We start from the raw sequence: 20,450 nt of genomic DNA, 5'->3' as shown, positions 1-20,450 counted from the left end.
GTACGCCGCACTGCCTGCGCGGTCGGGACCCACCCGTCCCGGCCGCGCGGGCCCAGCACGCCCGACCGTCCGCCCGCGCACCCGAGGAGGTGAACGATGTCCACGACCATGGTCCGCACCACGCCGACCCGGTCCGCCAGCCCGACGCCGCCACCGCCGCGGACGCGCAGGTCGGTCCTGCCCTACACGCTCCTGCTGCCCGCGCTGCTCGCGCTGTGCGCCGGCCTCGGCTACCCGCTGGTGCGTCAGGTCGTGCTGTCCCTCCAGGGCTACGGCCTCGCCCAGCAGTTCGGGCGGCCGGCCGAGTGGGTCGGCCTCGACAACTACGCCGAGATCCTCGGCGACCGCTACCTGTGGCTGCTCGTCCTGCGCTCGGTCGTCTTCTGCCTCGTGTGCGCCGCCACCACGATGGTCATCGGGACGCTGCTCGCGCTCGCCATGCGGCTGATGTCCAAGCCGGTGCGACTCCTCGTGCAGACCGGCCTCCTGCTGGCCTGGGCGATGCCGGTGCTCGCCGCCCTGACGGTCTGGCAGTGGCTCTTCGACTCGCAGTACGGCGTCGTCAACTGGCTCCTCGCCCGGGGCGGCCTCGACTACGAGGGCCACTCCTGGCTGATCGAGCCGCTCTCGTTCTTCTTCGTCGCCGCCGTCGTCGTGGTGTGGATGAGCGTCCCGTTCGTCGCCTTCACCGTCTACGCCGGGCTGATCCAGCTGCCGGCGGAGATCATCGAGGCCGCCGAGGTCGACGGCGCCGGCCCGGTCCAGCGGCTCCGGCACGTGATCCTGCCGCTGACGCGACCGATCCTGCTGATCGTCGGGCTGCTGCAGGTCATCTGGGACCTGCGCGTCTTCACCCAGATCTACGTGCTCCAGAACGCCGGCGGCGTGACCCGGGAGACCAACCTGCTCGGCACCTACATCTACCGCTCGGGCATCGGCGAGGGGAACTTCGGCGTCGCCTCCGCGGTCGCGGTCTTCATGCTCGCGCTGACCGTCGTGCTGACCTGGCCCTACGTCGCCAAGATGGTGAAGGACGTCGACGCATGAGTCTCACCGTCCCCCTTCGCACCCGCGTCGTCGTCGACCTCGTCGGCGTCCTGGTCTTCGTGGCCTGCGTCTTCCCGGTCTACTGGATGGTCAACACGTCCTTCCTGACCCGCCGCGAGATCCGCTCGCCCGACCCGACCTGGCTGCCGTTGGGCGGCGGGCTCGACAACTACCGACGGCTCTTCGCCGACGACGGGTTCGTCAACGCCCTCGGCATCAGCCTGATGGTCACCGTCGGCACGGTCGTGGTCGCGCTGCTGTTCGCGTTCCTGGCCGCGCTGGCCGTCTCCCGCTTCCGCTTCCGCGGCCGCCGCTCGTTCGTGGTGACGCTGCTGGTCGTGCAGATGATCCCGGCCGAGGGCCTGTTCATCTCCCAGTACAAGATGCTCGACACGCTCGAGCTGACCAACACCGTGATCGGCCTGAGCGGGCTGTACGTCGCTGCGGTGCTGCCCTTCACGATCTGGACCCTGCGCGGCTTCGTCGCCGGACTGCCGGTCGATCTCGAGGAGGCCGCGATGGTCGACGGGTGCACGCGGGTCGGCGCCTTCTTCCGGATCACCTTCCCGCTGCTCGCCCCGGGCCTGGTGGCCACCGGCGTCTTCGCGTTCATCCAGGCCTGGAACGAGTTCACCCTCGCGCTGGTCGTGATGACCAACGCCGAGAAGCGCACGCTGCCGGTGTGGCTGAGCACCTTCAGCGACGTCAACCGCGGCACCGACTGGGGCGCGGTGATGGCCGGCTCGACGCTGATCGCGGTCCCGGTCATCATCTTCTTCCTGCTCGTGCAGAGCCGGATGGTCGCCGGCATGACCTCGGGTGCGGTGAAGGGATGAGCGCCGAGGTCGAGCGGCTCGCGCTCGCCGTCCAGCTGGCGTCCTTCGCCGGCACGTCGCTGCCCGACGACTGGGCGCGCCTGCTCGAGGAGGGCCTCGGAGGCATCTGCCTCTTCGGCAGCAACACCACCGGCGATGTGAAAGGCCTGACGGACGCGATCCGGGCGGTGGCGCCGTCCGCCGTGATCGCGACCGACGAGGAGGGCGGCGACGTCACGCGACTGCACTACGCGAGTGGCAGTCCCCACCTCGGTGCGGCGGCGCTGGGGGCCGCCGACGACCTCGACCTCACCCGCGCCACCGGCGCCATGATCGGTACGGCGCTCGCGGACTGCGGCGTCGACCTCGACCTCGGCCCCGTCGCCGACGTCAACAGCAACCCCGACAACCCCGTGATCGGCACCCGCAGCTTCGGCTCCGACCCCGCCCACGTCGCGCGCCACGTCGTCGCCTGGGTCGAGGGCCTCCAGTCGGCGGGTGTGGCGGCGTGCCTCAAGCACTTCCCGGGCCACGGCGACACCGCCACCGACAGCCACCTCGCGCTGCCGCTGCTCCCGGTCACGACCGACGTCCTCGAGTCGCGGGAGCTGGTGCCGTTCCGGGCGGCCGTCGAGGCGGGCGCAGCGGCGGTGATGACCTCGCACATCGTGGTGACAGCGCTCGACGACCAGCTGCCGGCGACCCTGAGCCCGGCGGTGCTCGGGACCCTGCGCACGCTCGGGTTCGACGGCGTGATCGTGTCCGACGCGCTCGACATGGCCGGCGCGAGCGAGGGTCGCGGCATCCCCGAGGCCGCCGTGCTGTCGCTGGCCGCCGGCGCCGACCTGCTCTGCATCGGGCCGGACAAGGAGTCCGGCCTCGTGCGGGACGTCCAGGCCGCGATCGTCACCGCCGTGGCCGACGGGCGACTCACCGAGGAACGGCTGGCCGACGCGGCCCGCCGGATCGAGAAGCTGCCCCGCGGAGCCGGGCGCCCAGCGGCGTACGACCTCGACGGCCAGCTCGCCGGCGCCCGCGCCGCGCTGCGTTTCGACGGCGACCTGCCCGACCTGACCGGCGCCCAGCTGGTGCGCGTCGAGACCGAGCCCAACATCGCGGTCGGGGCGGTGCCCTGGGGGCTCGACGCCCCCGTGGTCGAGGCCGGGTCGGTGTTCGGCGGTCCTGTCGTCGTGCAGGCCCGCGACGCCCATCGGCACCCCGCGACGCTCGCGCTGCTCGCCGACCTCGCCGCCCGCGGAACCGTGGTTCTCGTCGACTACGGCTGGCCGGGGGAGCTCCCGCTCGCCGTGCCGCGGATCGTGACGCACGGCGGGTCCCAGCCGTCGTACGCCGTGGTGGAGGACGTGCTGCGTGCGCAAGGGTGGCACCCGTGATCGGCATCGACATCGGCGCGACCAAGGCGCTCGGGGTCGCCCTCGGCGGCGACGGCTCGGTCGTGGCGCAGGTGCGCTTCCCCACCCAGGCCGGACCCGACGGCGTGCTGCGCACGGCCGCGCGGGTGGTGGACGAGCTGAGCGGCTCGGTCGGCCCCGCCTCGATGGTCGGCATCGGTGTCCCCGGCATGGTCGACCCCGACAGCGGCGAGGTCTCGCACGCCGTCAACCTGGACATCGACGGCGTGCCCCTCGCCCTCGCCGCCCGACTCGCCGAGGTGGTCGGGCGCCGGGTCGTGGTCGAGAACGACGTCAACGTCGCCGCGCTCGGCGTCGCCGCGCTCACCGGGTCCACCGACCTGGCCTACCTCGGGATCGGCACCGGCCTCGCCGCCGGGATCGTGGTGGACGGACGCCTCCGCCGCGGGGCCAGCGGGGTGGCCGGGGAGATCGGCCACGTCTCGGTCGACCCGGCCGGCGTGCTCTGCGGCTGCGGCCAGCGCGGCTGCCTGGAGACGATCGCCTCCGGGTCGGCCCTCGCCCGCATGTGGCCCGGCGGCGAGTCCGCGCGGGTGGGCAGGTTGCGAAAGGCCGCGCTGGACGGCGATGCGCACGCCGCGACCGTGTGGAACCAGTTCGCCGACGGACTCGCCCAGGCCGTCACCGCCGTCGCGCTCGGCGTCGACCCCGAGGTGATCGTCCTCGGCGGCGGCGTGGTCGAGGCCGGTGACGCCCTGCTGCACGCCGTGGAGGAGGCGCTCGACCGGCGGGCGTCGCGGTCGCCGTTCCTCGCGACCCTCCACCTCGCGGACCGCCTCGAGCGCGTGCCCTCCGGACCCTTCGCCGCCGTCGGAGCGGCGATGCTCGGGGCTAGTCGCTCCTGAGCGCCTCGTGCGTCGAGAGCGTCCTCAGCAGGTCCGCCACGACGCCGCCGAGCTCCCAGCGCGACATCGGTTCGGTCGTGCTGGCGATGTCGTCGAAGGTGACCGCCTGGAACACCAGGTCGACGAACGGCGCGAGCTCGAGCACGCGGTCGACGTCGGCGTCGGGGTAGGCAGCACGCCACTGCTCGGCGTACGTCGCCTCGAGCCCCTGGTCCCCGGGCCGCGACCGGGTGAAGTGGGCGAGGTGGGAGGCGTCGAGGAACGGGTGGGAGACGCAGCCGTCGGTCCAGTCGAAGATGCGCAGCGAGGTGCCGTCCCACGCGACGTTGCCGAGGTGCAGGTCGCCGTGGGAGAGCGTGTCGGGGATCCCGGCCGCCCAGAACTCGCGCACCACCGCGTCGACGCCGGAGGTCCGGACCGTCTCGAGCTCCTCGGGCGTGAGCAGCGGCAGCTCGGTGCTGTGGTCGAGCAGGTCGTGGAACGCAGCCAGGGTCTCCTCGACGCCGCGGACCCGGCAGCCGCCGGCGACCAGCTCGTCCACGTGGGCGACCGCGTCGACCTGGGTGCGCGCCCACACGGTCGCGACCTCGAGCCCGGCACCGTCCGCGCGGTCCTCGTCCTCGGCGCCGACCAGCGGCTCCATCAGCAGCCAGCCCTGCTCCTCCTCGACCGCGACCAGGGACGGCACCAGGTCGGGGAAGAGGCGGGCGACGGTCGGGTGGACCCTCGCCTCGGCCCGGAAGTGCTCGCACGGCGCCTTCAGCCACAGGTCACCGGCGTCGGTGCGCACGCGGGCCACGGCCGAGATGCTCCACATCTTGACGGCCTCGATGGGGTGCGTACGCCGCCGCCCCGACCCCTCCAGCACGGAGTCGATCCACGCCTCGACCTCGTCGAACCACCCGGGGCGGAACCACGCGGGCCGGCCGGGTGGGGTGCGTGCCGGGTCGAGCTCGGTGACGGCGGTCGCGACCACCGCGGCGAGGGCCGGGTCGGCGAGCCGGTCGGGGGTGACGAAGGTGCCGGCCGGGTCGCCGTGACGCACGCCGACGAGCTGCACCCGTCCGCCGTCGTCGAGCCTGGCCGTCGGGGACACCAGCACGTCGGCGCCCACGAGCCGCAGCGAGACCGCGAGGCTCGACCCGGGCGAGTCGTCCTGGTGCACGAACGACGGCAGGGCTCCCGTCTCGTCGACGAGGACCCCGCCGTCGTGGAGGAGCGCGACGTGGTGGACCTCGGTCATGCGACCGAGCGTCCCACTTCCTCAGGCCCGGAGCGAACCGATTGCGTCGTGGATCGCCAGCGTGCGCTGGGCCGACTCGACGTGGAGGTTCTCCACCATCCGCCCGTTGTAGGTGACGACACCCGTGGTGCGGGCGTCCCACGCGGCGAGGATGCCGCGGGCGTCCTCGACGGCCTTCTCGCTCGGCGCGAACGCGGTGTTGGCGCCCTCGACCTGGCCGGGGTGGATCAGGGTCTTGCCGTCGAAGCCCATCTGGCGGCCCTGCTCGCACTCGGCGAGGAAGCCGTCGAGGTCCTTGACGTCGTTGTAGACGCCGTCGACCACCGAGATGCCGGCCGCCCGGGCGGCCAGGACGACGGTGTGCAGGGAGGGCAGGATCGGCGCCCGGCCGGGGACGTGCTCGGCGTAGAGCTCCTTGACGAGGTCGTTGGTGCCGAGCACGAGCACGGTCAGCCGCTCGGAGGCGGCGGCGAGCTCGCGCGCGTCGAAGATCGCCTCCGGCGTCTCGACCATGGCCCAGAGCTTCGTGTGCTCGGGCGCCCCCGCTGCTGCGAGCGCGTCGGCGAGGTCGCGGACCTGGGCGGCGGAACCGACCTTGGGCACGACGACGGCGTCGGGGCCGGCCGCCGCGGCGGCAGCCAGGTCGGCCTCGTGCCACTCGGTGCCGGCGCCGTTGACGCGGATCGTGAGCTCGCGACCGCCGTACTCCCCGGAGCGGACCGCTGCCGCCGCAGCCTCGCGGGCCTCGGCCTTCGCGTCGGGGGCGACGGCGTCCTCGAGGTCGAAGATGATCGCGTCGACCGGGAGGGTCTTCGCCTTCTCCAGCGCCTTGGCATTGGAGCTCGGCATGTAGAGCACCGAGCGGCGCGGCCGGAAGTCCTCGCTCATGCCGACACCTCCACGGCGTCGTAGGCCGCCTTCAGCTTCGGGTCGATCGCGGCCAGCTGCTCGGCGAGCTCGACCATCACCAGGCACTGCTTGAGGGACGCGTCGTCCTCCATCTTGCCGTCGAGCATCACGGCACCGGTGCCGTCACCCATGGCGGCGACCACGCGGCGCGCGTGGCGGATGTCGTCGGCGCTGGGGGCGAAGACGCGGTTGGCGATCTCGATCTGCTTGGGGTGCAGGCTCCAGGTGCCGACGCAGCCGAGCAGGAAGGCGTTGCGGAACTGGTCCTCGCACGCGACCACGTCGGCGATGTCGCCGAACGGGCCGTAGTAGGGGTAGATCCCGTGCATCGCGCAGGCGTCGACCATGCGGGCGATCGTGTAGTGCCACAGGTCCTGCTGGTAGGTCGTGCGGTGCGCGTCGGGCTGGTCGGGGTCGGGGTCCGACCGCACGAGGTAACCCGGGTGGCCGCCCCCCACGCGGGTGGTCTTCATCCGGCGGTCGGCCGCGAGGTCGGCCGGGCCGAGCGAGAGGCCCTGCATGCGCGGCGAGGCGCCGCAGATCTCCTCGATGTTGGCCACGCCGCGCGCGGTCTCGAGGATCGCGTGCACGAGGATCGGTCGCTCGAGGCCGGCACGCGCCTCGAGCTGCGCCAGGAGCCGGTCGACGTAGTGGATGTCCTCGGCGCCCTGCACCTTGGGCACCATGATGACGTCGAGCTTGTCCCCGATCTCGGTGACGAGCGTCGTCAGGTCGTCGAGCACCCACGGGCTGTCGAGCGCGTTGATCCGGGTCCACAGCTGCGTCGGACCGCTCTGCCCTCCGAGTTCGGCGGTCTCCTTCGCGATCCGCACCAGGCCGGCGCGCGCGGCCTCCTTGTTGTCGGCCTTGACGGCGTCCTCGAGGTTGCCGAGCAGCACGTCGACGGAGCCGACCATCTGGGGGACCTTGGCGGCCATCTTCTCGTTGGACGGGTCGAAGAAGTGGATCGCCCGGCTGGGCCGGGCGGGGATCTCCGTGACTGGCTGTGGCGCGCCCACGGCGAGGGGGCGGAAGAAGTCCTTGCTTGATCGCATGGGCCGGAACCTACCCGCCGTCGACCGGTCCTCGATATGACCGATCCCACGCGAGACAGCGGTCTCGGGGCTCCGCTAGGTTTCCCCCGGGAGGCCGGGAGCAACCCGGCCCGATCCGTCTGGGGGACACACATGACCAGGAAGCTGGGGCTCGCTGTCGCGGCCACGGTAGTTCTTCTCGCCGGCTGCGGCGGGGACGGCGGGGGCCGTCCCTCCGTCGACGAGCTCACCGACGTGCTGACCGAGGGGGGCGAGATCGGCGGCGAGGACTTCAGCCTGCCGAAGGACCAGGCGGAGTGTGTCGCCAAGGCCTTCCACGACTCCGACCTGTCCGACGAGGCGCTCAACGCGATGGTCGAGAAGGACGAGGACTACGAGCCGTCCGACGCCGACACCAAGGCGCTGTCCGACCTCGGCTCCGAGGACATGGTCGCCTGCATGTCGGGCAGCTGACCCACTAGCTGCGCCTCGACCGGCGCGACCGGCGCAACCACCAGCGCCGCGGCTGCGCGTCCTGCTGCTCCTGCAGCGCAGCGCGCTGGGCGGCCCGTCTGGTCTCTCGCCGTTCGTGCCAGAGCGCGACCTCGTCCTCGGGGTCGCGTTCTGGCGTGATGACCGGGGGTCCGCCCTGGAGCTGCATGCGGGCACGCCGCACGCGCGCGTTGAACTCCTCGACCTCGCGCCGCACCTCGCGCTCGGTGGGGAGCCGGTCCAGCGTCTGCGCCAGCTCCGCGTCCTCCTTGCGGATCGCGAGCGCCGGCGGCAGGACACTGATCTGCTCGCGCTCGACGAGCTTCTTGAGCCACCAGTCGGGGTCGTGCTCTCCGCCGAGACCCTCGATCGGCTTGCCCGCTCCGGGCAGGTCGTCGAAGTCGCCGCGCTCCTGCGCGATGCGCAGCTGCTCCTCGACCCACTGCGACTGGAACCTGATGCGCGCAGCGGACGCCGACTGGCCGGTGCGCGCGTCGCGCGCCTTCTCGTGGTGGCTGGTGTCGCGTGGCTCGTCCGTGCTCATGACCCTTCCACCATAAATCGCGGGCTCAAGCCTGCCCGGCGTCCCTAGGCTCGTGACATGTCCTCCGTGCTCTCCGTCAACGTCGGCTCGCCGTCCCCGCGCTCGGCCAAGCCGACCCCCACGGGCATCATCAAGGTGCCGGTGCCGCAGATCGAGGTCGCCGACCCCGGTCCCAAGCGACGCGCCGCCGACGGGTCGGGGGTCTCGGGCGTGGCCGGCGACTTCATCGGCAGCGGCCGCCACCACGGCGGTGCCGACCAGGCGGTCTACGCCGTGGCCCGCGAGGAGCTCGACCACTGGGGGCGCGAGCTCGACCGGGACCTGCCCGACGGGATGTTCGGCGAGAACATCACCACCACCGGCCTCGACGTCGACGCCTCGACGTACGGCGATGTCTGGACCGTCGGGAGTGCGGTGCTGCGCGTCAGCGCTCCCCGGGTCCCGTGCGCCAACTTCGCCGCGCGGATGGGTGAGCGGGGCTGGGTCCGGCGCTTCGCCGCCCGGGGTCGGGCCGGGACCTACCTCGCCGTCGTCGAGCCCGGGGTGATCCGCCCCGGCGACGCGATCGCCGTCGCCCGCTCCGGTTCGGGCCTGCTGGTCCCCTCGCTCCTGGCCGCGTGGATGGGCGACCTCGACGAGATGCGCTCGGCGCTCACCCACGACGACCTCGACGACGAGAGCCGCGGCCACTTCATGCGCGCGCTGGCGCGGCGGGGGTAGGCGCGACCACTTCGTCGGACGTCACGCGGGACGTCCGACGATGCGGCGGTGTGGGCGACCGCATCGTCGGACGTTGCGCAGACCGCGACGATCTGATCCGGCTGGCCGTCAGTTCAGGATCCGCATCGTCTTCGGCACGCCGCCGCCGCGCTGGACCTCCTCGACCAGCTCCTGCAGCGCCGTCAGGGCGACGTTCTGCGAGAGCGGACCGTGGGACACCCGCGCGACGCCGAGCTCCTGCTGCCGCGCGAGCGACGGGGTGCCGGGGATGGCGATGGTGGTCAGCCGCTGCGGGCCGTAGGCCTCGACCAGCGTCACGATCTCCTCCTCGGTGAGGATCGCCGGCACGAAGACGACCGGCGCGCCGGCGTCGAGGAACGCCTTGCCGCGCTCGACCGCGTCGGCGAGCACCTCGCCCCGGTCGCGCTCACGGCCGAGGTGGAAGGCGTCGGTGCGGGCGTTGAGGACGAAGTCGGGCACGCCCTCCGCGGCGGCCGCGGCCATCACGGACTCCACCTGCTTGGCCGCCTCGGCGAGCGGCTTCATCTGGTCCTCCAGGTTGCAGCCGACCACCCCGACGCCGATCGCGCGGCGGACGGTGTCGGCGGCGTCGCCGTACCCGCCCTCGAGGTCGGCGCTGACCGGCAGCGACGTGTGCTCGACGATGCGCCGGCACATGTCGATCATCTCCTCGACGGGGATGACCTCGCCGTCGGGGTAGCCCAGGGTCGCGGCGATCGAGTGGCTGGCGGTGGCCAGTGCCTTGGTGCCCTCGGTGTCGCTGACGACCTTGGCGCTGATCGCGTCCCAGACGTTGACGACGGTGAGGAGCTCGGGAGCGTGGTGGAGCGCGAGGAGGTCGGTGGCCTTGCTGGAGGTGGTCATGCCTGCCATCCAAGCAGCCGGGGTCAATCGCCGAAAGCAGTCTTGGGTACGGCGAGGAGGGCCACCGCCGCGCACAGCGCCGCGACCGAGCAGACCGCCCAGACCGTGAGGTAGCCGCTGAGCGGGGCGTGCCCCTCGGTCGGGTCGCCGAGGGAGCCGGTGGAGGCGAGCGCGATCGCGAAGATCGAGGAGGCGATCGCCCCGCCCACGGTCTTGGTCGCGTTGGTCATGCCGGTCGCGAAGCCGGTGCGGTCGGGCGGCGCGGCGGCCGCGGCGGCCGCGGGCAGCGCCGCGACGAGCGCACCCGACCCGATGCCGGCGACGCCCATGTTGATGAGCGCCTGGGTGGTCGTGTCGTGGAACGGGATCCACAGCGCGTAGCCGATCGCGACGAGCACCGAGCTCGCGATCAGGGCGCCACGGGCGGTGAGGGTGCGTGAGGTCAGCGGGAGCGTGAAGGCGCCGATCGCGAGGCTGACGACGTAGACGCCGATCAGGGTGGAGACGAACCCGGCGTCGGCGCCGAGGCCGTAGCCGACCGTGTCGGGATCGGTGCGGGCGAAGGTCGACAGCGGGATCTGCGCGCCCAGCACGGACATGCCGAAGAGGAATGCGGTCAGCTGCACCGGCCACTGGGCGCGGGTGGCGATCAGGTCGACGTCGATCAGCGGCTCGGCGATCCGCCGCTCCGCTCGCACGAACGGCACGACGAGCACCAGACCGCCGACGACCAGCAGCCAGGCGAGGATCGAGCCGGGGCCCTCGAGGCGGACCACGATCAGCCCGGCCATCAGCACCCCGAGGGCGCCGGTGATGAGGGTGAAGCCGATCCAGTCGATGCCGCCCTCGGACCGCCCGGGCAGGTCCTCGATGCCGAACCAGATCACCACGAAGCAGACCGTCACGGCGATGGCCGGCAGGCTGAGCAGCACCGTCATCGACGTCGACTCGACCAGGGCGCCGGACGTGAGCGCGCCGATGATGACCGCCAGCTCGAGCGCGCCGACCAGGATCGCCGCCGCGCGGCGCGTGAGGAGGCCCTGGCGCCCGGTGTCCGCCGTACGCCGATGGATGATCGCGACCTCGAGCGGCAGCCACACGACGTAGGCCCCCTGGATCGCCCAGCCGATCAGGAAGGTCGTGAACGACGGGGCGAACGCCAGGATCCACGACCCGAGCGCGGTGATCGCCGTTGAGATCAGCAGCACGTTGCGGTGCCCGATCAGGTCGCCGAGGCGGGCGAGCAGCGGCACGCACAGGGCGCTGACGATCAGCTGCGCCGCCTCGAACCAGTTGACGTCGGCGTCCGCGATGTCGAGGTGGTCGGCGATGTCGCTGAAGATCGGCGTGTAGTAGCCCTGCAGGATCCCGCTGGCGATCTCGACGCAGACGAGGAAGCCGACGATCCGGAACAGGTGGGTGCCGACCCCGGGCCGCTCGGGGGTGGTGGTCGTCATCTCGGGAGCCTCTCGATCAGGGTGCGATACCAGGCGACCCCGTCGATGAGGTCACGGATCCCGAGGTGTTCGTCGTAGGAGTGGATGGCCTCGCGCTGGGCCTTGGTCATCCGGAAGGGGGCGAAGCGGTAGACCCGCTCGCTGATCTGCGTGAAGTGGCGCGAGTCGGTGGCGGCCATCATGACGTAGGGAGTGGGCACCGCGTCGGGAAAGACCGACAGGATCGTCTGCTCCAGCAGTCGGAACGCCTCGTCCATCGGCGAGACCGGCGACGGCTCGCCCTGCTCGACGACCTCGATGCGGATGTCGTCGTCCCGGATCGCCCGGCGCAGGTGGTCGAGCACGCCGGCCACGGTGTCCCCGACCATGATCCGGATGTTCAGCCCGGCGCGGGCGCTGCTCGCGATCACGTTGAGGGCGGGGCTGCCCGACAGCGTCGTCGCGGCGACGGTGGTGCGGGTCATCGCGGCGGCTTCCGGGCCGGCGGCCAACAGTGCCTTGGTGACCAGCGGCGTGATCCGGTCGGCGTTGCGGGCGACGGGCCGCACGGGCGCAGGGAGGTACGGCGCCAGCCGCCGCAGCAGCTCCAGCGTCGGTTCGGGGGCGGACGCGGGGAAGGGGCTCTTCTCGATCCGCAGGATCGCCCGGGCGATCCGCGCCGTCGGTCCGTTGCGTGCCGGGGTGGACGCGTGCCCGCCCCGGCCCTCGGCGACCAGCTCGACGCTCGTGGTGCCCTTCTCGGTCACCCCGATGACGCCGAGCGGCGGCTCGACGCCGGGGAACGCCTGGTGGGCGATCGCCCCGCCCTCGTCGAGCACGAACCACGGGGTGACGCCGCGCGTGCGCAGCTCCTCGACGGCCGCGACCGCCGCCGTGCCGCTGACCTCCTCGTCGCAGCCGAAGGACAGCCAGACGTCCTGGGCGGGGGTCGCGCCGGCCTCCAGCAGCAGCTCGACCGCCTCGCAGATCGCCACGACGCAGCCCTTGTCGTCGAGGGTGCCGCGGCCCCAGATCGAGCCGCCGTGGATCTCGCCGCCGAAGGGCGGGTGCTGCCACGGTGCGCTCTCGTCGACCGGCACCACGTCGAGGTGCGCCATCAGCACGACCGGACGCTCGTCGCCGGTGCCGGCCCATCGGAACAGGAGCCCGTGGGTGCCCACGCGGGTCAGCTCCAGGGACTCGTGCAGTCGGGGGAACTGCGCCCGGAGCTCGTCGAGCAGCCGGTCGAAGACGGCGGCGTCGACACGGTCCGGATCCCGGTCGGAGACGGTCGGGATCCGGACCAGGGCCTGGAGCTTGTCGACGACCCGGTCGCGTGGTTGAGCCATGCGCCGAACCTAGTCGGCGTCGGTCACCTCGAGCAGCACCTTGCCCACCGCGCCGTCCTCGACCGCGGCGTGGGCCAGTGCGGTCTCGGTCAGCGGGTAGTGGTGGAGGGGGAGCCCGTGCTCCTCGCCGACGCCGAACGCGCCGTCGACCAGGGCGGCGGTGATGTCCTCGGCCGCGGCCCGCAGTGCGGCGTCGCCGACGGTGTAGAGCAGCACCCACTGGAAGCGCGCGTTGGTGGAGAACGTCTCCCGCACGCTCAGGGCCACGTCGTCGCCGCCGTTGTTGGCGTAGATCGCGATGGTGCCGCGCGGCTTGATGACCTGCACGTCGAGGCGCAGGTTCTGCGCCGGGGCCACCTCGACGACGATGTCGACGCCGTCCGGGGCCACCGCCCGGATCGCCTCCACCGTGTCGCCGTCGTGGTAGTTGACGACGTGCTGGGCGCCCGCCGCCGTGGCGAGGACAGCCTTGTCGTCGCTGCTGATCGTCGTGATGACCGTGGCGCCGGCCCAGCGCGCGAGCTGGATCGCGGCGTTGCCGACGGCACCGGCGCCACCCGCGACGAGCACGGTGAGCCCGGCCATCGCTCCGGGGGCGAGCCGGTCGGGCCCGTCCTCGGAGGTGGTCAGGGCGCGGTGGGCGGTCACGGCCGGCACCCCGAGCGAGGCGCCGACGTCGAAGCTCGCGCCGTCGGGCAGCGGGGTCAGGTTGGCGACGGGGAGCACGACCAGCTCCTGCGCCGTACCCCCGGGACGGGTGTGCTGCGCGAGCATCGTCCAGACCCGGTCGCCGACGGCGAACGTGTCGACGCCCTCGCCGACCGCGTCCACGACGCCGGCGCCGTCCTGGCCCGGCACGATCTCGGGGAAGGCCAGCTCGCCCATGCCGCCGGCGCGGAACTTCCAGTCGGTGGGGTTGACCCCGGCGCGGACGATGCGCACCCGCACCTCACCGGGGCGGGGCTCGGCCACCTCGCGCTCGACGACGTCGAGGACGGAGGCGTCGCCGCTCTCCGTGTAGACGACGGCGCGCATCAGCTGGCCTCGAGCGTCGGGTAGTCGGTGTAGCCCTCGGCGCCACCGCCGTAGAAGGTGTCCTGGTCCGGCTCGTTGAGCTCCGCCCCGGTGCGCCAGCGTCGCGCGAGGTCGGGGTTGGCCAGGAACTCGCGACCGACGGCGACGAGGTCGCCCAGGTCGTCGGCGAGGATCGTCTCGACGGCCTCGAGGTCGGTGACCGAGCCGAAGCCGGAGTTGAGCATGACCGGGCCGCCGAAGCGGGCTCGGAGGTCGGCGACCAGCGGGCTGCGCGGGTCGGCGAGGATGCTGAGGTAGGCCAGCCCGAGGTCCTTGATGCCGTCGAGCAGCGCCTCGTAGGTCGCCGTCGTGAACGCCTCGTCCTCCTCCAGCACACCCTGGATGTTGTGGGCCGGCGAGATGCGGATGCCGACGCGGTCGGCGCCGATCTCCGCGGCCACGGCCCGGGTCACCTCGACGGCGAAGCGGGCGTGAGCGGCCGGCGACCCGCCGTACGCGTCGGTGCGGGTGTTGGAGGACTGCCCGAGGAACTGGTGGATCAGGTAGCCGTTGGCGGCGTGCACCTCGACCCCGTCGAGACCGGCGTCGACCGCGTTGCGGGCGGCGGTCACGAACTCCTGGACCACACCGGGGATCTCGTCCGTCTCGAGGGCGCGCGGGGTCGGCATGTCGACCTGGCCCTCGGCGGTCACCATCTTCCCGTCGGCGGGCAGCGCGCTCGGCGCGACGGACTCGAGCCCGCCCTTGTTGTCGGGGTGGGCGACCCGTCCGACGTGCATCAGCTGGGCGACCACGTGCCCGCCGTCGGCGTGCACGGCCTCGGCGACCTTGCTCCAGCCGGCGAGCTGCTCGGGGGTGTGGAAGCCGGGGGTGTCGAGGTAGCCCTGGCCGACCGCGCTGGGCTGGGAGCCCTCGGTGATGATCAGTCCGGCCCCGGCGCGCTGGCCGTAGTACTCCGCGTTGAGCTCGCCGGGGACGGTGCCCTTCGCGCGGTTGCGGGTCAGGGGCGCCATCACGAAGCGCTGGGGCAGCGTCCAGCTGCCCACGGTGATCGGTTCGAATGCCTTGGACACGGGTGTCCTCTCCTCGACGACTTGGTTGATTCCTTCACCAGGTGCAAGGAGGCGGCGGCCCGAGTCATTCCCGGAAGCGGCCGCGGTGGACCACGTCGGTGCGCCGCGGCCGACGGGCCGGCGAGCCCGGGCTGCCGGTGTCGGCGACCCGGTGGCCGACCGTGATCGCGCCGATGGGCTTGAGGTGGTCCGGGACGCCGAAGGCCTCGCGGAACGCACCGGTCCGGGCGCCCGGGACGCCGAAGAAGCAGGCGCCCAACCCCTCGTCGACGGCGGTCTGCAGGATCAGCAGGGAGGCCATCGCGGTGTCCATGTGCCAGTACGGCACGGGCCAGTCGTGCGTCCTCTTGTCGGACTCGTCGTAGCGGTCGAGGTAGGCGCCCTTGTCCGACATCGGCACGATCACGACCGGGGCGGTGCGCATCCCGTCCAGCCACCGGTTGCTGGCGTCGGGCTCGGGCGAGGTGGCCTCCCAGAAGAGCGCCACGTCGGACGGGGTGTCGAGGACGAGGAACGCCCAGCCCTGGGTGAAGCCAGCGCTGGGTGCGCGGACGGCGTGGTCGAGCATCCGGTCGACCACGGCGGGGTCGACGGGACGCTCGGCATACCTGCGCACCATCCGCCGGCGGCGTACGACGTCCTCGAACTCCACGACGACACTGTGGCACGCGCGGTGTGGCACGCTCGCGCCATGGAGCAACTCGTCGAGCTGGACCAGTCGGGGCCGGCCGAGCGCGGCTGGGTGGTCGAGGCGATCCGCCGGCTCAAGGCCGACCAGACGCGGTCGGCCGACACGCACCTGCACGCCATGCGGATCCCCGCCATGCCCGGGATCGACCTCTACCTCAAGGACGAGTCGACGCACCCGACCGGCTCGCTCAAGCACCGCCTCGCCCGCTCGCTGTTCCTCTACGGCCTGTGCAGCGGACTGATCTCCGAGGGCACGCACGTCGTCGAGGCGTCGTCGGGCTCGACCGCGGTCAGCGAGGCGTTCTTCGCGCGGATGCTGGGGCTGCCGTTCACCGCGGTGATGGCCAGGTCGACCTCGCCGTCCAAGATCGCGCTGATCCAGCGCGAGGGCGGCGTGTGCGTGCTGGTGGACGACCCGGCGTCGGTCTACGACGTGGCGCGCGGGCTCGCCGAGAAGAGCGGCGGGCACTACCTCGACCAGTTCACCTTCGCCGAGCGGGCCACGGACTGGCGCGGCAACAACAACATCGCCGAGTCGATCTTCGACCAGCTCGCGATGGAGCGGCACCCCGAGCCGACGTGGGTCGTCGTCGGTGCCGGCACCGGCGGGACGTCGGCCACGATCGGACGCTTCGTCCGCTTCCGCGGGCTGTCCACCCGGGTCTGCGTCGTCGACCCGGAGAACTCCGCGTTCCTCGCGGCCTTCCGTGACCCCGGCTGCGGCGAGACGACCTGCGGCTCGAGGATCGAGGGGATCGGGCGCCCGCGGGCCGAGCCGTCCTTCCTGCCGGAGGTGGTCGACCGGCTGGTGCGCGTGCCCGACGCGGCGTCGGTGGCCGCGTCGCACTTCCTGCGGTCGCGGACCGGCCAGCTCGCCGGTCCCTCGACCGGCACCGCGCTCTACGCCGCCACCAAGCTGGCCTGCGACCTGCACGCCGCCGGGGAGTCGGGCTCCATCGTGACGCTGCTGTGCGACGACGGCGTGCGCTACCTCGACACCTACTTCTCGGACGCCTGGGTCGCCGAGCAGGGGTGGGACCTGGCGCCGTACGTGTCGGTCCTGAACACCGCGTGGGACACCGGCGCCTGGACGGGGTGATCAGTCTCGGATCCGAGACGTTGCGGCGGGGGGTCGCGTTGACCCGGCGACCGCGAGCCGATGGACTCGACGCATGAGCTTCGAGGCGATGTGGCGCGACCTGCACGACGTGGGGCGCTCGGCCTCCTCGGGCGGCTACTTCCGTCAGCCCTGGACCTCGGCGGAGAGCGAGCTCCGTGCCTGGTTCACCGAGCAGGCCCTCGCGCGCGGCCTCGACGTCGAGACCGACGGGATGGGCAACCAGGTCGCCTGGTGGCGGCCCTCCGAGGCGAGTGGTCCGGCGGTCCTGACCGGCTCCCACCTCGACTCCGTGCTCGACGGTGGGGCGTACGACGGCCCGCTCGGCGTGGTCTCGGCGCTGGCCGCCGTCGACGTGCTGCGCGCGCGCGGGTTCTCGCCGAGCCGCCCGATCGGCGTCTCCGTCTTCACCGAGGAGGAGGGCTCGCGCTTCGGCCTGGCCTGCCTCGGCTCCCGGCTCGTCACCGGCGCCTCGACCTGGGCGGACGCGCGCGAGCGCCGCGACCGCGACGGCGTCTTCCTCGGTGACGCGGTCGCCGCGGCCGGGCTCGATCCGTCGACCGGACTGCTGTCGCTCGACGACGTCGGCTGCTTCGTCGAGCTGCACGTCGAGCAGGGCCGCGACCTCGTCGACCGCGACGTGGCCGTCGGCGTGGCCAGCGAGATCTGGCCGCACGGGCGCTACCGCTTCGACTTCGAGGGCGAGGCCAACCACGCGGGCACCACGCGGATGGAGGACCGCCGCGACCCGATGCTCACCTACGCCATGACGGCGCTGGCCGCCAACAAGCAGGCGCGCCTGGCCGGTCAGCGCGCCACCTTCGGCCGCATCGAGGTGGCGCCCAACGGCACCAACGCCGTGCCCTCCCGGGTGACCGCGTGGCTGGACGCGAGGTGCTCCTCCGACGAGGCGCTGGCCGAGCTGGTCGACGCGATCTCCCGGCAGGCCGGCGAGCGTGCGTCGCGCGACGAGACCTCGCTGAGGGTCACGCCCGAGTCGGTGTCGGGCTCGGTCGCCTTCGACCCCGACCTCGCCCGCGACCTCGCGGGCATCGGCGACTGGCCGATCATCCCGACCCAGGCCGGCCACGACGCCGGCATCCTGTCCGCCGCCGGGATCCCGACCGCGATGCTCTTCGTGCGCAACCCGACCGGCATCTCGCACTCGCCCGACGAGCACGCCGAGACCGCCGACTGCCTGGCCGGCGTCGACGCCCTCGCCGACACCCTGGCCAGGCTCGCCCGATGAGCGAGGTCGTGACGTCGTTCGTCCTCGAGCGTGCCCTCCTGCCCGACGGTGTGCGCAGCGACGTACGCGTGGAGATCGCCGACGGCCGGTTCGCGTCAGTGACACCGGATGCGTCACCGGCGGGGGAGCGACTCGCCGGGCTCACTATCCCCGGCCTCGCCAACACCCACAGCCACGCCTTCCACCGGGCCCTGCGCGGCCGCACGCAGCGCGAGCGCGGCAGCTTCTGGACCTGGCGCGACCAGATGTACTCCGTCGCCGAGCGGCTCGACCCCGACACCTACCTCGCGCTGGCCACCGCCACCTTCCGCGAGATGGTCGCGACCGGGATCACCGGCCTCGGCGAGTTCCACTACCTCCACCACCAGCCCGACGGCCGCCAGTACGACGAGCCCAACGCCATGGGTCTCGCGCTCATCGAGGCCGCGCGCGTGGCGGGCCTGCGGATCACGCTGCTCGACACGCTCTACCTCTCCAGCGGCTTCGGCGCTCCGCCGCAGGGCGCGCAGGTGAGGTACGACGACGGGTCGGCCGACGCCTGGGCCGAGCGCGTCTCCGGGCTCGGCGGGACCGACTCGGCGCTCGTCGCCGGCGCCCTCCACTCCGTGCGTGCGCTGCCGGCCGACCCCGCGTCCGCGCTCGGCCCGCTCGCCGGCTGGGCCGACGGCCGACCCCTCCACGTCCACCTCTCCGAGCAGGTCGCCGAGAACGACGGCTGCCTCGCGGCGTACGGCGTGACGCCCGCGCGCCTCCTCGCCGACCACGGACTCCTCGGACCGATGACCTCGGCCGTGCACGCCACGCACCTCACCGACGACGACGTCGCGCTGCTCGGGTCGGCGCGGTCGTTCGTGTCGTTCTGCCCGACCACCGAGCGCGACCTCGGCGACGGGGTCGGTCCGTCGCGTCGCCTGCACGACGCGGGGGCGCGTCTGACCCTCGGCTCGGACAGCCATGCCGTCGTCGACCTGTTCGAGGAGATGCGCGCGGTCGAGCTCGACGAGCGGCTCGTGACCCAGCAGCGCGGGCACTGGCAGGCGGCCGAGCTGGTGCACGCCGCCACCGTCGCCGGTCACGCCAGCCTCGGCTGGGACGACGCGGGCGCGATCGCCGTCGGCCGGCGCGCCGACCTCGTCACGCTCGACACGGCCAGCCCACGCACCGCCGGCACGGGCGCCGACGAGCACACCGTCGTCTTCGCCGCGACCGGCGCCGACGTCGTCCAGACCGTGGTCGACGGGCGGGTCGTCTTCCGGCAGGGTGACCGCGAGCAGGTCGGTCGCGACCTGGCGGACGCGATCGGGAAGGTGTGGGCATCGTGAGCTCCGTCGTGATCACCGGCATCGGTGAGCTGACCACCAACGACCCGGCGCGCGAGGGCCTGCTGGGCCTCGTCGAGGACGCCGCGGTCGTGCTCGACGGCGACACCGTCGTGTGGGTCGGCCCGGCCTCTGAGGCGCCGGCGGCCGACACGGCGTACGACGCGGGCGGCCGCGCCGTCATCCCGGGCTACGTGGACAGCCACAGCCACCTGGTCTTCACGGGCGACCGGTCGCGGGAGTTCGCCGCCCGCATGACCGGCGAGCCCTACTCCGCCGGCGGGATCCGCACCACCGTCGCGGCCACCCGTGCGGCAGGGGACGAGCAGCTCGTCTCGCACGTCGCCCGCCTGGTCGCCGAGATGCGCGCGCAGGGCACCACCTCGCTGGAGATCAAGAGCGGCTACGGGCTGTCGGTCCACGACGAGGCTCGCTCGCTCGCCGTGGCCCGCCACTTCACCGAGGACACCACCTTCCTCGGCGCCCACGTCGTCCCGAGCGGCACCACCCCCGAGGACTACGTCGACCTCGTCACCGGCCCGATGCTGACCGCGGCCGCACCGCACGCGCGCTGGATCGACGTCTTCTGCGAGGACGGCGCCTTCGACGTCGACCAGGCGCGGGCGATCCTCACGGCCGGAAGCGACCACGGCCTGCGCGGTCGCCTCCACGCCAACCAGCTGACGTACGGCGCGGGCGTCAAGCTCGCCGCCGAGCTCGGCCTGGTCGCGGTCGACCACTGCACCTACCTCGCCGACGACGACGTGAGTGCGCTCGCCGACTCCGGCACGATCGCGACCCTGCTCCCCGGCGTGGAGTTCTCGACCCGGCACCCCTACCCCGACGCCCGCGCCCTCCTCGACGCCGGCGTGCGGGTGGCGATCGCGAGCGACTGCAACCCCGGCTCGTGCTTCACCTCGTCGATGGCGCTGTGCATCGCGCTGGCCGTCCGCGAGATGCGGATGAGCCCGGCCGAGGCGCTGCACGCGGCCACCGCGACGGGTGCCGCCGCCCTCGACCGCGACGACGTCGGCGTGATCGCCCCGGGCAAGCGTGCCGACCTGGTGCTCCTCGACGCGCCGTCGTACCTCCACCTCGCCTACCGCCCCGGCGTCCCCCTCGTCGCCGGAGTCTGGCAGGGCGGGCGTCCGGTCGTCCCCGCCTGACGTCCGACGCTGCGGTCGCCGGGGCAGCCACCTCGTCGGACGTTGAGCG

20 protein-coding genes are annotated in these 20,450 nt (G+C 73.0%); 10 read left to right on the top strand and 10 right to left on the bottom strand.

The window, feature by feature from the left end:
* Window positions 1-96: 96 nt before the first annotated feature.
* The 4 genes from C7S10_RS17405 to C7S10_RS17390 are packed head-to-tail and all read left to right on the top strand — an operon-like array spanning window position 97 to window position 4,140.
* Complete coding sequence (locus C7S10_RS17405) at window positions 97-1,047, top strand: carbohydrate ABC transporter permease (protein WP_207769438.1); 951 nt, start codon at window positions 97-99, stop codon at window positions 1,045-1,047.
* The gene (locus C7S10_RS17400; RefSeq protein WP_108345705.1) at window positions 1,044-1,883 is read left to right on the top strand and encodes a carbohydrate ABC transporter permease; all 840 of its coding nucleotides are present in this window, start codon (window positions 1,044-1,046) and stop codon (window positions 1,881-1,883) included. Before C7S10_RS17405 ends, C7S10_RS17400 begins: the two co-directional genes overlap by 4 nt.
* Window positions 1,880-3,256 carry a glycoside hydrolase family 3 protein gene (locus C7S10_RS17395; protein WP_108345704.1) on the top strand — a complete coding sequence of 459 codons (1,377 nt, stop codon included), beginning with the start codon at window positions 1,880-1,882 and terminating at the stop codon, window positions 3,254-3,256. Before C7S10_RS17400 ends, C7S10_RS17395 begins: the two co-directional genes overlap by 4 nt.
* Window positions 3,253-4,140: an ROK family protein gene (locus tag C7S10_RS17390; RefSeq protein WP_243395449.1), complete on the top strand. Its 888-nt coding sequence runs from the start codon at window positions 3,253-3,255 to the stop codon at window positions 4,138-4,140. The genes C7S10_RS17395 and C7S10_RS17390 overlap by 4 nt, the downstream gene beginning before the upstream one ends.
* Here C7S10_RS17390 and C7S10_RS17385 read toward each other — a convergent pair.
* The 3 genes from C7S10_RS17385 to C7S10_RS17375 are packed head-to-tail and all read right to left on the bottom strand — an operon-like array spanning window position 4,127 to window position 7,347.
* Window positions 4,127-5,383: a phosphotransferase family protein gene (locus C7S10_RS17385; protein WP_108345703.1), complete on the bottom strand. Its 1,257-nt coding sequence runs from the start codon at window positions 5,381-5,383 to the stop codon at window positions 4,127-4,129. The genes C7S10_RS17390 and C7S10_RS17385 overlap by 14 nt on opposite strands.
* 21 nt (window positions 5,384-5,404) lie before the next feature.
* A complete protein-coding gene (locus tag C7S10_RS17380; protein ID WP_108345702.1) occupies window positions 5,405-6,271 on the bottom strand; it encodes an HpcH/HpaI aldolase/citrate lyase family protein in 867 nt (288 codons plus the stop codon).
* The gene (locus C7S10_RS17375) at window positions 6,268-7,347 is read right to left on the bottom strand and encodes an HpcH/HpaI aldolase/citrate lyase family protein (RefSeq protein ID WP_108345701.1); all 1,080 of its coding nucleotides are present in this window, start codon (window positions 7,345-7,347) and stop codon (window positions 6,268-6,270) included. Before C7S10_RS17375 ends, C7S10_RS17380 begins: the two co-directional genes overlap by 4 nt.
* Before the next feature lie 132 nt (window positions 7,348-7,479).
* On the opposite strand from C7S10_RS17375, the gene C7S10_RS17370 reads away from it, so the two are divergent.
* Complete coding sequence (locus tag C7S10_RS17370) at window positions 7,480-7,800, top strand: hypothetical protein (RefSeq protein WP_108345700.1); 321 nt, start codon at window positions 7,480-7,482, stop codon at window positions 7,798-7,800.
* A 4-nt stretch (window positions 7,801-7,804) separates the two neighbouring features.
* Here the strand turns inward: C7S10_RS17370 and C7S10_RS17365 are convergent, their stop codons facing one another.
* Entirely contained in the window at window positions 7,805-8,362 is a 558-nt protein-coding gene (locus C7S10_RS17365) for a DnaJ family domain-containing protein (RefSeq protein ID WP_108345699.1), read from the bottom strand.
* Window positions 8,363-8,419: 57 nt separating this feature from the next.
* Between C7S10_RS17365 and C7S10_RS17360 the strand changes: the two genes are divergently transcribed.
* Window positions 8,420-9,082: an MOSC domain-containing protein gene (locus C7S10_RS17360; RefSeq protein ID WP_108345698.1), complete on the top strand. Its 663-nt coding sequence runs from the start codon at window positions 8,420-8,422 to the stop codon at window positions 9,080-9,082.
* 108 nt (window positions 9,083-9,190) lie between these two features.
* Here the strand turns inward: C7S10_RS17360 and C7S10_RS17355 are convergent, their stop codons facing one another.
* The 6 genes from C7S10_RS17355 to C7S10_RS17330 all read right to left on the bottom strand — a co-directional run bounded on the left by C7S10_RS17355 (window position 9,191) and on the right by C7S10_RS17330 (window position 15,512).
* Window positions 9,191-9,967, bottom strand: coding sequence for an isocitrate lyase/PEP mutase family protein (locus tag C7S10_RS17355; protein WP_108345697.1), 777 nt, complete (start codon window positions 9,965-9,967; stop codon window positions 9,191-9,193).
* 23 nt (window positions 9,968-9,990) lie between these two features.
* On the bottom strand, window positions 9,991-11,424 hold the full coding sequence (locus C7S10_RS17350; protein WP_108345696.1) for an MFS transporter: 1,434 nt from the start codon (window positions 11,422-11,424) through the stop codon (window positions 9,991-9,993).
* Window positions 11,421-12,752 carry a M20/M25/M40 family metallo-hydrolase gene (locus tag C7S10_RS17345; protein ID WP_108345695.1) on the bottom strand — a complete coding sequence of 444 codons (1,332 nt, stop codon included), beginning with the start codon at window positions 12,750-12,752 and terminating at the stop codon, window positions 11,421-11,423. The genes C7S10_RS17350 and C7S10_RS17345 overlap by 4 nt, the downstream gene beginning before the upstream one ends.
* Window positions 12,753-12,761: 9 nt before the next feature.
* Entirely contained in the window at window positions 12,762-13,787 is a 1,026-nt protein-coding gene (locus C7S10_RS17340; protein WP_108345694.1) for an NADPH:quinone reductase, read from the bottom strand.
* Window positions 13,787-14,860 carry an alkene reductase gene (locus C7S10_RS17335; protein ID WP_108345693.1) on the bottom strand — a complete coding sequence of 358 codons (1,074 nt, stop codon included), beginning with the start codon at window positions 14,858-14,860 and terminating at the stop codon, window positions 13,787-13,789. The genes C7S10_RS17340 and C7S10_RS17335 overlap by 1 nt, the downstream gene beginning before the upstream one ends.
* A 64-nt stretch (window positions 14,861-14,924) precedes the next feature.
* Window positions 14,925-15,512, bottom strand: coding sequence for a nitroreductase family protein (locus C7S10_RS17330; RefSeq protein ID WP_108345692.1), 588 nt, complete (start codon window positions 15,510-15,512; stop codon window positions 14,925-14,927).
* A gap of 39 nt (window positions 15,513-15,551) precedes the next feature.
* Between C7S10_RS17330 and C7S10_RS17325 the strand changes: the two genes are divergently transcribed.
* From C7S10_RS17325 to hutI, 4 genes are all read left to right on the top strand, one after another.
* Window positions 15,552-16,649, top strand: a complete 1,098-nt coding sequence (locus tag C7S10_RS17325; protein WP_108345691.1) for a PLP-dependent cysteine synthase family protein — start codon at window positions 15,552-15,554, stop codon at window positions 16,647-16,649.
* A gap of 73 nt (window positions 16,650-16,722) precedes the next feature.
* Window positions 16,723-17,916, top strand: coding sequence for an allantoate amidohydrolase (locus C7S10_RS17320; protein WP_207769436.1), 1,194 nt, complete (start codon window positions 16,723-16,725; stop codon window positions 17,914-17,916).
* Entirely contained in the window at window positions 17,913-19,238 is a 1,326-nt protein-coding gene (locus C7S10_RS17315; RefSeq protein ID WP_108345690.1) for a formimidoylglutamate deiminase, read from the top strand. The genes C7S10_RS17320 and C7S10_RS17315 overlap by 4 nt, the downstream gene beginning before the upstream one ends.
* The gene (hutI, locus tag C7S10_RS17310; protein WP_108345772.1) at window positions 19,235-20,401 is read left to right on the top strand and encodes an imidazolonepropionase; all 1,167 of its coding nucleotides are present in this window, start codon (window positions 19,235-19,237) and stop codon (window positions 20,399-20,401) included. The genes C7S10_RS17315 and hutI overlap by 4 nt, the downstream gene beginning before the upstream one ends.
* The last annotated feature ends 49 nt before the right edge of the window (window positions 20,402-20,450 follow it).

This window comes from Nocardioides currus, from assembly GCF_003057875.1.
Taxonomy (GTDB): Bacteria; Actinomycetota; Actinomycetes; order Propionibacteriales; family Nocardioidaceae; genus Nocardioides; species Nocardioides currus.
This window is presented reverse-complemented; position numbering and strand designations above follow the sequence as displayed.

Coding starts and splice junctions, on each gene's coding strand:
- C7S10_RS17370 (WP_108345700.1), top strand. CDS start 7,480: ATGACCAGGAAGCTGGGGCTCGCTGTCGCGGCCACGGTAGTTCTTCTC.
- C7S10_RS17365 (WP_108345699.1), bottom strand. CDS start 8,362: ATGAGCACGGACGAGCCACGCGACACCAGCCACCACGAGAAGGCGCGC.
- C7S10_RS17315 (WP_108345690.1), top strand. CDS start 17,913: ATGAGCGAGGTCGTGACGTCGTTCGTCCTCGAGCGTGCCCTCCTGCCC.
- C7S10_RS17345 (WP_108345695.1), bottom strand. CDS start 12,752: ATGGCTCAACCACGCGACCGGGTCGTCGACAAGCTCCAGGCCCTGGTC.
- C7S10_RS17385 (WP_108345703.1), bottom strand. CDS start 5,383: ATGACCGAGGTCCACCACGTCGCGCTCCTCCACGACGGCGGGGTCCTC.
- C7S10_RS17325 (WP_108345691.1), top strand. CDS start 15,552: ATGGAGCAACTCGTCGAGCTGGACCAGTCGGGGCCGGCCGAGCGCGGC.
- C7S10_RS17400 (WP_108345705.1), top strand. CDS start 1,044: ATGAGTCTCACCGTCCCCCTTCGCACCCGCGTCGTCGTCGACCTCGTC.
- C7S10_RS17360 (WP_108345698.1), top strand. CDS start 8,420: ATGTCCTCCGTGCTCTCCGTCAACGTCGGCTCGCCGTCCCCGCGCTCG.
- C7S10_RS17405 (WP_207769438.1), top strand. CDS start 97: ATGTCCACGACCATGGTCCGCACCACGCCGACCCGGTCCGCCAGCCCG.
- C7S10_RS17350 (WP_108345696.1), bottom strand. CDS start 11,424: ATGACGACCACCACCCCCGAGCGGCCCGGGGTCGGCACCCACCTGTTC.
- C7S10_RS17375 (WP_108345701.1), bottom strand. CDS start 7,347: ATGCGATCAAGCAAGGACTTCTTCCGCCCCCTCGCCGTGGGCGCGCCA.
- C7S10_RS17355 (WP_108345697.1), bottom strand. CDS start 9,967: ATGACCACCTCCAGCAAGGCCACCGACCTCCTCGCGCTCCACCACGCT.
- C7S10_RS17320 (WP_207769436.1), top strand. CDS start 16,723: ATGAGCTTCGAGGCGATGTGGCGCGACCTGCACGACGTGGGGCGCTCG.
- C7S10_RS17380 (WP_108345702.1), bottom strand. CDS start 6,271: ATGAGCGAGGACTTCCGGCCGCGCCGCTCGGTGCTCTACATGCCGAGC.
- C7S10_RS17395 (WP_108345704.1), top strand. CDS start 1,880: ATGAGCGCCGAGGTCGAGCGGCTCGCGCTCGCCGTCCAGCTGGCGTCC.
- C7S10_RS17340 (WP_108345694.1), bottom strand. CDS start 13,787: ATGCGCGCCGTCGTCTACACGGAGAGCGGCGACGCCTCCGTCCTCGAC.